Here is an 11,347-nt window from a genome sequence, read left to right on the forward strand (position 1 = left end):
CTGAGTTCAAATCATAAATGCAATTGAAAGTTTCAAATATAGTGGGCTTTCACCCACTATATTTGAAGTGCTTAAACTTAATTGCAAATGAATCGTACATTTAAACAACTCACCGCAGAGCAAAGGTATCAAATCGCGACCTTATTGTCAAAACAATTCAGACAAAAACAGATTGCGCGCTATATTGGCAAGAGTGAATCCTGTGTTAGCAGAGAAATTCGCAGGAATAAGATGTACTCAGGCAAGTATGACGCTGCAAACGCGCATCAGTATACTGTGTTCAGGCATCAGACTAAGCAGAAGCATACCAATTTCACCTCCTCCGTTCAACTTCAAGTAGACCATCTTTACAGCAGGAATTATCCCCGGAGCAAATCAGCTGTCGCCTGACACTGGAAGGGGAAACCTACGGTCAGCCATGAAACCATTTATCAGTATATCTGGAAGAACAAAAAACAGGGTGGTGTGCTTTATCAATACCTGGCTCGCAAGCAAAGAGGCAGAAAAAAACGTGGGAATAAGACAGCATACAGGGGGCAGATAGCGAATAAAATCAGTATTGAACTGCGTCCGGAAGCCGCCAACAACAGGATGCGTTTCGGAGACTTTGAACAAGATACCATCATCGGTGCTAATCACAAAGGAGCCATTTTAACCTTGGTGGATAGAAAGACATTATTCACCAAATTAGTGTTGTTGGAAAGCAAAAATGCCATGCAATTGTCCCAACAAACCATAAAAACCCTGAAAAAATATAAACCTTATCTACACACTATTACATCCGATAATGGCAAAGAGTTTACTATGCATCAAGTAATAGCAAAGGAGCTGAATATTCAATACTATTTTACACATCCCTACTCCAGCTATGAATGTGGAACCGTGGAAAATACCAACGGTCTTATTCGCAGATATATTCCTAAAAAATCATCCTTTGAGAACTTAACACAAGAAAGGTTGAACGAAATAGAAGTAAAACTCAACAACAGACCTAGAAAAAAACTCAGTTTTTATACCCCAAATGAAATAGCAAATGCTATTTTTACTAACGATAAACCTATTTTAAACAAAATTGCATTTATTACTTGAATTCAGCAACCTTTAATGAAGTCATGATAAATGCAGGAAAGAAGAAAGTAGGCAGAAATATATTTGATCAGAACAGAACTTCCTTTGGTGTGCAATATAATATCAATAAATATATTGGTATAGAAGCCGCATATATCTACTGGATTCAGCAACAAGGCAATGGCGACACGTTTATCAGCAGACACATTGTGAGATTTGGCGTTATAAATAATTTTAATATTTCATGCAAAAAATCTAAATAATAATATATGGAAAAAATTAACCTGAAATATGTTGCCGCAACTATTGTTACTTTAAAAGTAGCATTGATTTCATTTTTATTCTGGAAAATTTTCAATACGTACCCCAACCCGCTATATACCTTCAGCTTTGACAAGGAATTTATCTTATTTATAGGTGCTGGCTTCATCGCCCAGATTATTGACGGAGCCTTGGGTATGGCTTATGGTGTTAGTTGCTCCACTCTGTTGCTGAGCATAGGTGTTCCGCCTGCCATTGCATCCGCCAGTGTACACACCGCTGAAGTATTTACGTCCGGTGTATCCGGATTGTCACATTGCGATGAAAAACATAGACAACCGCCTTTTTTTCGTTTGGTATTCACCAGTGTCGCAGGTGCAGTCATCGGAGCATTCCTGATTTCAAGAATCCTGGATGGTAAAATTATAAAACCATATATAGCCGGCTATTTGATTTTATTAGGATTCTACATCCTGATGAAAGTTTCCGGAATATACCGGTTAAAAGGAGTAACTGGAGGTTTACCCTATCTAGGGTTTGCAGGTGCCTTCTTTGATTCCATAGGCGGCGGAGGCTGGGGACCGATAGTTACATCCAATCTAATCGACAAAGGAAATTCCCCGAAAGAAGTGGTAGGAACCGTAAATACAGCGGAGTTTTTCGTCACCTTTTTCAGCACTGGCGTCTTTATCTTCTTTCTGGGCATCGACAGCTGGAAACCGGTACTTGCACTCATCATCGGTGGTGTGGTTGCCGCCCCGATTGGTGCCTACATCCTACGCTTTATGCGGCCCAAAACAATCATGCGGCTGGTTGGTTTGCTGATTATCACCGTAAGTACCTACACCATCTATAAATCCCTGCATTAAATCGGGTTTTCTATTTTTAACGAACGAACCATATCCGGCAAACTAATGTCGCAGTGATAAATTGCAGACGGCCAGGTTTAACTTTCTTTTTAACAGTAACATAGATTTTATCTACATTAATTGCATTTGCTGAATAATTTTCTCAATTTCAGAGTTTGAATAAATCAAGCAACTTCAAACAAATAACCGATCATTTTTATGCAAGTAGATGTAATTCTCGGACTGCAATGGGGCGATGAGGGAAAAGGAAAGATCGTTGACTACCTCGCCGACAAATACGATATTATTGCCCGGTTTCAGGGTGGCCCTAACGCCGGCCATACCTTGGTGATAGATGGTAAGAAACGTGTACTACACACCATTCCTTCCGGAATCTTCCGGAGGGCAAAATAAATTTTATCGGCAATGGCGTGGTGATTGATCCCATCACCTTGCTGAAAGAAATTGACACGCTCGAAAAGACGGCGTTCCGGTAAGGGAAAGGCTTATAATTTCCAAACGCGCCAACCTGATTTTGCCTACCCATAAAATTCTGGATGCTGCCTCAGAAGCCAACAAAGGCACTTCCAAAATAGGTTCCACCCTTAAAGGGATTGGTCCGACGTATATGGACAAAACCGGTCGAAACGGATTAAGGGTTGGAGATATTTTAGAAAATGATTTTGTAGTTAAATACGAATTACTCAAAAACAAGCACCTGCAACTGCTGCAGATTTACAACTTCAGCTATGAGCTGGAACAAGCCGAACAAGAATGGATGGCAGCGATTGAACGGCTGAAAGACTATCAGCAGACGGAATCCGTCTACTATATCAATAATGCATTAAAGGAAGGGAAAAAGATACTCGCAGAAGGCGCACAGGGCTCCATGCTGGATATTGATTTTGGCACTTACCCGTTTGTAACCTCTTCCAACACAATATCTGCAGCGGTTTGCACCGGACTAGGCATTTCCCCTAAACACATCGGGGAAGTAATCGGTATCACCAAGGCCTACTGCACCCGCGTAGGCGGCGGACCGTTTCCCTCAGAATTAACGGATGAAGTTGGTGAAAAATTACGAAAGGAAGGCGCTGAATTCGGAGCGACCACCGGCAGGCCAAGACGTTGCGGCTGGATTGATTTGCCTGCCCTGCACTATGCCTGCATGGTAAACGGGGTAACAAAACTCTGCATCACCAAAGCGGATATCTTAAATGCATTTGATGAATTCGGCGTTTGTACGGATTATACCATTGAAGGCAAAACAACCAGAGACTTACCGTACGATATCGTTAACAAGATCATTATACCCAAAAACAGAACCTTCAAAAGTTGGGGTAATATCGACAGCAACCGGGCACTTCCGGATGAACTGAAACAATACGTGGCTTTTCTGGAAGATTATTTGAAAGTTCCTGTAGCCATGGTTTCCAATGGTGCGGCAAGGGAAGCCCTGATAGATTTGACGGAAGGAACGCTGTTGGCATAATGCACATCTTGTCACTCCGTACAAAGCAAAAAATAGCAGATGAGGACATTCTTTCCATTTCCTGTAAATGATATTGAAAGATTTAAGCACGACCTGCTGCAATCTGCCCATCTGTTCGAACATTTTTGTTTTCTGGACAGCAATAATTATCCCGATTACCCCTACTCCACTTTTGGCTCATTCTTTGCCATTGATGCGATTGCGTCGATATCCGTAGATAAAGATTGCCTGAAAGAATTGGAATCCTTTCGCAAGAAACAGCAGGATTGGCTTTTCGGTTATATCAGCTATGACGTAAAGAATGAGATTGAACCCGCGCTGTCTTCGCACAACCATGACGGCATCCAGAACCCGTTACTGCATTTCTTTGTTCCGAAATACCTGGTAAAGATTGAAATCGGAAAAATTGAAATCGGAATCATTGGTAACGATAAACATGAACAAGAAATATCGTTAACAGAATTCAAACAACTGCTGAAAAAAAGAGAACCGGTTTCAGATTATCCAACCCTTGCAAATATTCAGCATCGCTTATCCAAACAGGAATATGTTACCGCCGTTGAAACCATCCGGCAACACATACAGCGTGGAGCAATATATGAATTGAATTATTGCCAGGAATTCTACGCTGAGGGTGCTGAAATAGAACCCGTCAGGGTTTTTCAAAAGTTGAACCAGCTATCCAAAGCCCCTTTTAGCTGCTACTTAAAAAACAAAAGCAGATACCTGTTATGCGCCAGCCCTGAGCGATTCCTAAAACGCATACAGAACATACTCGTATCCCAGCCCATAAAAGGTACCCGCAGGAGGCTGCAGGAGGTGAAACAAGATAAGGAGTTAATGCAGGAATTATTTTTGGATGAAAAAGAAAGAAGTGAAAATGTCATGATTGTGGACTTGGTACGGAACGACTTTTCAAAAGTGGCACAACAAGATTCGGTAAAGGTGGAAGAACTATTCGGAATCTATACATTTGAGCAGGTTCATCAGATGATTTCCACTATTTCCTGTACCGTAAATCCCGACATTTCATTTTCAGCCATTATGCAGGCCATATTCCCAATGGGCAGTATGACCGGTGCACCCAAGATGGCCGCCATGCGGTTGATTGAAAAATATGAACGAACGAAGCGTGGCTTATATTCAGGATGTGTGGGCTATATTACCCCAAAGGGCAATTTCGATTTCAATGTGGTCATCAGAAGCATCTTGTATAACGAAAAAGCCAAATACATCTCCATACAGGCAGGCAGCGCCATCACCATCGATTGCGTTGCAGAGAAGGAATACGAGGAATGCCTGCTCAAAGCCAAAGCAATGATGGAGGCATTACAATAAAAAAAAGACCTGTCGGTTGATTGAACCTGATAAGTCTTCTTATTTTTAAGTGTATCTATTTCCTAAACAACCGGAATCAGCCTAAGAATTATTTAATTAGTGATGATGGCCGCCCGGTCCATGAACGTGGCCGTGTTCCAATTCTTCCGCAGTTGCCGGACGAACATCCACCACCGTAACGGAAAAATTCAGTTCTTTACCTGCCATCGGATGGTTAAAATCCATCACTACTACATCATCTGTCACCTCACAAACGATACCCTGGAACTGATGGCCCTGATCGTCCATCATCGGTAACACATTACCTACACGAATCATATTCGTATCAATATTGCCGTCTTTGTCTTTAAAACTATCCAATGGAATACTCACAATATCCTGGTCGTTGCGGACACCATACCCTCTTTCTGCCGAAACGATAAAATCTACGGAATCGCCCACCGTTTTACCTGCCAGGTTGGTTTCAAAGTCAGGCAATAACATCCCGGAGCCATGTATATAAACCAATGGCTGCTCAGGTTTAGATTTATCGGCTGTGATCAACTCACCGCTGTTATCTACCTTTAATTCGTAGTGAACACTCACTACCATGTCTTTCATTACTAATAACATATAAAAATTTTGGCGAAGATAAGCAAATTAATACAGACAGGCGGAGAATATCCGTGAATTTGGAAAATAAACAGGCTTACTATCTGAATATTATTGATGCAAATCAATTTTCCTTAACCTGAATTTTGCATTTTACTCGAACTAATTTAAAATCAAAGGGTTTTAATTCAGAAATTATTAATATGCCTATAACGCTCGATTAATCCCTTACTTCTAATTTTGTAGTAGCAAAAAAACGCAATTATTATGGATTCATCTAAAAAGTTCCAACAAGCATTCGACGCATTAATGAAAGATTTTAATGCTAAGGTAGAAGAAGTAAGATCAAACATCCAGCATCTTTCTTCGGATGTCAAAGTACAGGTTGAGGGTCAGAAAGAAAACCTTCAGGAGTATGGTGAAAAGATTAAAGGCAGAATCAATCAGATAGTAGATGTAGATAAAGTGCGTGCCAGCGTATTGGCGGAAGCTGAAAACCTGGTAGACGACGCTAAAGTGAGAATAGAAAAAGTATTCCAATACATCAATGAGCAGGTGAATCAGGGTGAAGAAAGGGCAAAGACTGCCGCTACTAAATTCTCAAAAAAAGCTGAAAAGGCTTCTGTGAATTTGGAGAAAGAAGTAAAAAAGGCAACAAAAATATTACAGAAAGACGTAGAGATTCTCTCCAACAAGGTGGATAAGGGACTTAGCAAGGTGACTAAAAAAGTGGAAAGCAACCTGCAGAAAGTATCTAAAGAAGTGAAGGCTAGTGCTACAAAAGCGGCAAAAGCCGCAGCTCCGGCAAAGAAAGCAGCTACAGCTGCCAAGAAGGCTCCGGCAAAAAAGGCGGCAGTCCCGGCAAAGAAAGCACCCGCTAAAAAGGCAACGGCTCCTGCAAAGAAAGCAGCAGCAAAGCCGGCTACTAAGAAAGCGGTGAAGAAATAAAAAATAACTTGGATTTTATTTGGTTAGTAAAATCTTGTGGCGCGCCTCCGGCGCGCCACTTTTTTTATCTATTTTAGTATTATCTGTTAACTTTACTCCCGCAAATGAATGCCCTGACCAAGAGACGGCCGTATTTCCTATTCCACTTAGCAGGATGGCTGGCGTTCATAGGTTTTCAGTTCATCCTGCTCCCCAGGCAGGAGCTTTTTATAAAAGACGGCAAATTGACGCCTTTCTGCATTGACCAGTTTGTTGTCAATGGCCTGGCTGTGGCGTTCTTTTATCTGCATTCCTATTTTTTACTGCCTGTCTTATACTTTAAAAAAAAATACATCCGCTATCTTTTCCTCTTAACGGCTTGTCTGGGATTGTCATTGTTTGTTGTCGTAAAGATCAACCAACTTCATCCTCCACCTTCGGAAATACCGACCAACATAAAAGGAATTCCGGAATTCAGAGAAAACCCTTTGGCACCACCTTCTCCCGTTCAGGCGCCGCCTCATGTAACACTGATGGGTGAGAAAATATTTTTATATGCAACCTTCTTTCTAAAATTTCTTCTGGTATTCCTGATATCCATAGCGCTGAAAATCTACCGCAACTGGCAGACAGCGGAAGAAGAAAAATATAAGGCGGAACTGTTATTCCTGAAATCGCAGATTAATCCGCATTTTCTATTCAATATACTGAACAGCATCTATGTGCAGGCTATTCGAAAAGCGGAAAATACAGCACCATCCATCATGAAGCTATCATCTATTATGCGGTATGTTATCAGTGAAGGCCATCATCCGCTCGTCCCGTTGGAGAAGGAAATTGGCTATGTATCTGATTACATTGATTTGCAGAAAATGCGCCTTTCCAATTCCATAATAGTGGATTATCAGCTGAATATCCAACAACAGGATCTTATGATTGCGCCGCTGCTATTAATTACATTTATTGAGAATGCATTCAAACACGGCATCAGCACGGAAGAAGATGGCGTTATAAAAATCACCATTGATATCTCGAACAGTCAGCTTCTGATGAATGTCCGAAACAATAAATACAAAACAGCATTAAGAGAGGAAGAACAATCAGGAATCGGCATAAAGAATACCAAAAAACGGCTAAATTTGATTTATCCGGACAAACATGAATTAACGATAGAAAATAATGATACGAGCTATACTGCCATCTTAAAACTGAATCTGTCATGATTGAATGCATAGCCATCGATGATGAACCGTTAGCACTGGAACTTATCCGTGCATATTGTGAAACAATAGATTCCATTCACTTACAGGGAACCTTTACCAAGACATCCGATGCGCTCAAACATCTTCGCAGCAATACGGTTGACCTGCTATTTCTCGATATCAATATGCCGGATATTTCCGGAATAGAATTCTATAAATCATTGGATGAAAAGCTGATGGTCATCTTTACCACCGCCCACAGTGAATACGCCGTGGAAGGCTTTGAGCTGAATGCCATAGATTACCTGCTGAAACCGTATTCTCCGGAAAGATTTGAAAAGGCGGTCAATAAGGCAAGGGAATTTCACGAATTCAACAGGAAAGAATCGAACGACACTAACTTCATTTTTGTCAGGGCAGATTACAGACTCGTCAAAATTGACTGTAATGAGATTTTGTTTTTAGAAAGTACGGATGATTATGTAAAAATTCATCTGCTGGGGAAAAAGCCTGTCATGACACTCGGCACATTGAAAGTATTTGAAGAAAAACTGCCCAAAAATAATTTCATCCGGGTGCATCGTTCCTATATCGCTGCGTTAAATAAAATAGAAAGCGTCAGAGGCAGAAGTATACAGCTTGCAAACACAGAAATCCCTGTCAGCGGCAAATATGAAGCGGACTTCTTTTCCACTTATACCAAAGACTGGAGTTGATCCCTTCCTCGATTGTAGTTACTATTTGTACCCTACGATATAAATAAATCATTTCATTCTACACGGATCCTTTATCTAAAAGGAACTGAAGGCCGGTGCAATTTTGCATTTCTTTACAATTTCAACTAATTACCTATACATTCCACTCATTCACCGATTCCATTTGCCGGAAAGAAATAATCTTCACATCTTTGATCATATAAAATGCACCGCATGCAAGTCAATAAAAATATAGCCATCAGCGATTCGGGTTTTATCTTCAATCCATCCTCCGGCGATTCATTTTCCGCCAATCCAATTGGACTTGAAATCATCCGTATCCTTAAAGAGGGTAAACCTAAAGAGGCTGTTTTAGGTGAATTGCTGGAAAAATATACTGTCGACGCTTCGACCTTAGAAAAGGACGTAAATGATTTCTTACAAATGCTTTCCATGCACCAACTGATTCAATACGATGAGCAGTAAAAAGAACATAACGGTAGCTGTAACCGGACTTAATAATATCGACAGTCCGGGGCCGGGAATTCCCGTCATCAGGGCATTGAAGGAAAGCACCATTTACGAGATTCGGATTATCGGATTGTCTTATGAAACTTTAGAGCCCGGCATTTATATGCACGAACTGGTAGATAAGGTTTATCAGATTCCCATGCCATCCGCCGGTACCGGCATATTACTGGATCGCTTAAAATACATTAATGGTACAGAAAATATAGATGTGGTCATTCCAAACTTTGATGCAGAACTGCACAATTTCATCAAACTATCTCCGACATTAAAAAGCGAGTTGGGCATTGCCACATTTCTGCCAACTTTGGAACAATTCGAATCCAGGCACAAATCCGTATTATTTGAGTTCGGAGAAAAAAACAATGTAAAAGTACCTTACAGCAAGATGATTTTCAACGCTTCTGAAATACATCAGCTCAAAGATGAATTCACGTACCCTTTGGTGATTAAAGGAAAATACTACGACGCCTCCATAGCCGCAACGCCGGAGCAGGCTGTCAATTATTTTTATAAAATCAGCGCTAAATGGGGCCTGCCGATTATTGTTCAGGAATTTGTTTCAGGCAATGAGGTGAACGTAACGGCAATCGGAGACGGCAACGGGAAATGTATCGGTGCAATACCGATGCGAAAACTCTATATCACCGATAAAGGCAAAGCCTGGGCAGGAGTTTCACTGGATGATGAAGAGTTAATAAAGATCACCAACCGCGTTATAGGCAACTCGAAATGGAGAGGTGGCTGTGAATTGGAATTTATCAAAACGAACGACAATAGATATTACTTATTGGAAATGAACCCCAGATTCCCGGCATGGGTGTATTTATCCGTAGGCTGCGGACAAAACCATCCGGAAGCGCTGGTGCAGATGGCATTGGGTGAGCAGTTAAATCCCTTCACCTCATTCGAAAAAGGGAAACTGTTTATCCGCTATTCGTATGACCTGATTGTCAACTTATCAGAATTTGAAAAAATCTCCACCATAGGTGAACTATAATAAATCAATTGTAAAAAAGTACTCATGACAAAGCAGCACTATGAACGACCGTATATTCAAAAACTGAATACCGGCACTATGAATAAGTTTGGCAATCGTACCGAATTCAATCCGGTAACTCAGATTGACGGCGTTCCTGTAAAACGAATTATGGAAGAACATGGATCCCCGTGTTTCGTATTTTCCGAACGCACCATTCGCAAAACCTACCAGGATGCGGTAAGAGCTTTCAAGACGCGCTATCCGAAAGTGCAGTTTGCATGGAGCTACAAGACCAATTACCTCAATGCTGTCTGCAACATATTCCATCAGGAAGGCTCGTGGGCGGAAGTCGTTTCTATATTTGAATATGAGAAAGCCATCCAAAACGGAGTACCCGGAACGAAAATCATTTTCAACGGCCCTGAAAAATCAGCTGCTGATTTGCGTACAGCCGTAGAAAATAACTCCATGATTCATATTGACCATCTGGACGAATTATATGAGCTGATGGATGTGCTCAAATCCATGCAGAAAAAAGCAAGGGTTGCCATCCGAATCAATATGGACACAGGTGTTTATCCTATGTGGGACAGGTTTGGATTCAACTATGAAAACGGACAAGCCTGGAGTGTTATCAATAAAATCATGTCACACGATGAGATGGAACTCGTTGGTTTGCATTGCCATATCGGAACCTATATGTTATCTGCCAATGCCTATTCTGTAGCAGCCTGGAAATTGTGTGACCTCGCCATGAACATCAGGCAGAAATGGAGCAAGGTCATCCAGTACCTTGATATGGGAGGGGGATTTTGTTCTGCCAATACCCTGAAAGGTTCCTATTTACAAGGTGCAGACGTCATCCCCACATTTGATGACTATGCAGAAGCCATTACGACAACCATTTTAAATTTTGGCTTCAGCAAACAGGATTTACCGACATTATTTTTAGAAACCGGCAGAGCATTGATAGATGATGCGGGATATCTGCTGGGTTCGGTTGTTGCCACCAAACGATTGAGTGACGGGCGCAGGGCGACCATCATGAACTTTGGCGTAAACCTTCTATTTACCTCCTTCTGGTACAATCACAAGATATCTCCCGCGCAGGAATTCTCGGCACATTCGGAAGAGATGGTGGTATACGGCCCCCTTTGCATGAATATCGACTGCATCCGTGAGAATGTAAGCTTGCCGCTGCTGAATAAGAATGATGACGTGGTGGTGCATCGCGTAGGCGCTTACAATGTAACGCAATGGATGCAGTTCATACACATGCGTCCGAGAGTGGTATTGATTGATATGAGCGGGAAGGTGCATCTCATCAGAGACAGAGAAACAACGGACACCATGAATTCATTGGAAAGCATACCCAAACATTTAGTCAATAATGTACTGAAAGCAGCGTAGTCATC

General features: G+C 41.4%; 12 protein-coding genes and 1 pseudogene. 12 read left to right on the forward strand and 1 reads right to left on the reverse strand.

Features of this window, described 5'->3' with window-relative positions:
• The first annotated feature begins 87 nt into the window (after positions 1–87).
• The 6 genes and pseudogenes from IPM95_13915 to IPM95_13940 all read left to right on the forward strand — a co-directional run bounded on the left by IPM95_13915 (position 88) and on the right by IPM95_13940 (position 5,007).
• Positions 88–390, forward strand: a complete 303-nt coding sequence (locus tag IPM95_13915) for a helix-turn-helix domain-containing protein (GenBank protein ID MBK9330359.1) — start codon at positions 88–90, stop codon at positions 388–390.
• A gap of 36 nt (positions 391–426) precedes the next feature.
• Positions 427–1,089 (forward strand): IS30 family transposase, encoded by a 663-nt coding sequence (locus IPM95_13920; protein ID MBK9330360.1) that lies wholly within the window; start codon positions 427–429, stop codon positions 1,087–1,089.
• On the forward strand, positions 1,086–1,331 hold the full coding sequence (locus IPM95_13925) for a DUF2490 domain-containing protein (protein MBK9330361.1): 246 nt from the start codon (positions 1,086–1,088) through the stop codon (positions 1,329–1,331). Before IPM95_13920 ends, IPM95_13925 begins: the two co-directional genes overlap by 4 nt.
• A 6-nt stretch (positions 1,332–1,337) precedes the next feature.
• Positions 1,338–2,198 (forward strand): sulfite exporter TauE/SafE family protein, encoded by an 861-nt coding sequence (locus IPM95_13930; GenBank protein MBK9330362.1) that lies wholly within the window; start codon positions 1,338–1,340, stop codon positions 2,196–2,198.
• Between the two features lie 198 nt (positions 2,199–2,396).
• Positions 2,397–3,669, forward strand: a pseudogene (locus tag IPM95_13935) (adenylosuccinate synthase).
• Positions 3,670–3,708: 39 nt separating this feature from the next.
• Positions 3,709–5,007 (forward strand): anthranilate synthase component I family protein, encoded by a 1,299-nt coding sequence (locus tag IPM95_13940; GenBank protein MBK9330363.1) that lies wholly within the window; start codon positions 3,709–3,711, stop codon positions 5,005–5,007.
• 96 nt (positions 5,008–5,103) lie between these two features.
• On the opposite strand, the gene IPM95_13945 is transcribed toward IPM95_13940, so the two are convergent.
• Positions 5,104–5,619, reverse strand: coding sequence for an FKBP-type peptidyl-prolyl cis-trans isomerase (locus tag IPM95_13945; GenBank protein MBK9330364.1), 516 nt, complete (start codon positions 5,617–5,619; stop codon positions 5,104–5,106).
• A gap of 246 nt (positions 5,620–5,865) precedes the next feature.
• On the opposite strand from IPM95_13945, the gene IPM95_13950 reads away from it, so the two are divergent.
• From IPM95_13950 to IPM95_13975, 6 genes are all read left to right on the forward strand, one after another.
• Positions 5,866–6,546 (forward strand): hypothetical protein, encoded by a 681-nt coding sequence (locus tag IPM95_13950; protein MBK9330365.1) that lies wholly within the window; start codon positions 5,866–5,868, stop codon positions 6,544–6,546.
• Between the two features lie 104 nt (positions 6,547–6,650).
• On the forward strand, positions 6,651–7,748 hold the full coding sequence (locus IPM95_13955) for a histidine kinase (GenBank protein ID MBK9330366.1): 1,098 nt from the start codon (positions 6,651–6,653) through the stop codon (positions 7,746–7,748).
• A complete protein-coding gene (locus IPM95_13960) occupies positions 7,745–8,443 on the forward strand; it encodes a response regulator transcription factor (protein MBK9330367.1) in 699 nt (232 codons plus the stop codon). The genes IPM95_13955 and IPM95_13960 overlap by 4 nt, the downstream gene beginning before the upstream one ends.
• A gap of 213 nt (positions 8,444–8,656) precedes the next feature.
• Positions 8,657–8,908: a PqqD family protein gene (locus tag IPM95_13965; GenBank protein ID MBK9330368.1), complete on the forward strand. Its 252-nt coding sequence runs from the start codon at positions 8,657–8,659 to the stop codon at positions 8,906–8,908.
• A complete protein-coding gene (locus tag IPM95_13970) occupies positions 8,898–9,950 on the forward strand; it encodes an ATP-grasp domain-containing protein (protein MBK9330369.1) in 1,053 nt (350 codons plus the stop codon). Before IPM95_13965 ends, IPM95_13970 begins: the two co-directional genes overlap by 11 nt.
• Before the next feature lie 24 nt (positions 9,951–9,974).
• Positions 9,975–11,342, forward strand: a complete 1,368-nt coding sequence (locus IPM95_13975; GenBank protein MBK9330370.1) for an alanine racemase — start codon at positions 9,975–9,977, stop codon at positions 11,340–11,342.
• Positions 11,343–11,347 lie beyond the last annotated feature (5 nt).

This window comes from Sphingobacteriales bacterium, from assembly GCA_016719635.1.
Classification (GTDB): Bacteria; Bacteroidota; Bacteroidia; order Chitinophagales; family JADIYW01; genus JADJSS01.

Excerpts from the sequence above, each read along its gene's own strand:
- IPM95_13915 (MBK9330359.1), top strand. The coding sequence starts at position 88 with ATGAATCGTACATTTAAACAACTCACCGCAGAGCAAAGGTATCAAATC.
- IPM95_13930 (MBK9330362.1), top strand. The coding sequence starts at position 1,338 with ATGGAAAAAATTAACCTGAAATATGTTGCCGCAACTATTGTTACTTTA.
- IPM95_13940 (MBK9330363.1), top strand. The coding sequence starts at position 3,709 with ATGAGGACATTCTTTCCATTTCCTGTAAATGATATTGAAAGATTTAAG.
- IPM95_13945 (MBK9330364.1), bottom strand. The coding sequence starts at position 5,619 with ATGTTATTAGTAATGAAAGACATGGTAGTGAGTGTTCACTACGAATTA.
- IPM95_13950 (MBK9330365.1), top strand. The coding sequence starts at position 5,866 with ATGGATTCATCTAAAAAGTTCCAACAAGCATTCGACGCATTAATGAAA.
- IPM95_13955 (MBK9330366.1), top strand. The coding sequence starts at position 6,651 with ATGAATGCCCTGACCAAGAGACGGCCGTATTTCCTATTCCACTTAGCA.
- IPM95_13960 (MBK9330367.1), top strand. The coding sequence starts at position 7,745 with ATGATTGAATGCATAGCCATCGATGATGAACCGTTAGCACTGGAACTT.
- IPM95_13965 (MBK9330368.1), top strand. The coding sequence starts at position 8,657 with ATGCAAGTCAATAAAAATATAGCCATCAGCGATTCGGGTTTTATCTTC.
- IPM95_13970 (MBK9330369.1), top strand. The coding sequence starts at position 8,898 with ATGAGCAGTAAAAAGAACATAACGGTAGCTGTAACCGGACTTAATAAT.
- IPM95_13975 (MBK9330370.1), top strand. The coding sequence starts at position 9,975 with ATGACAAAGCAGCACTATGAACGACCGTATATTCAAAAACTGAATACC.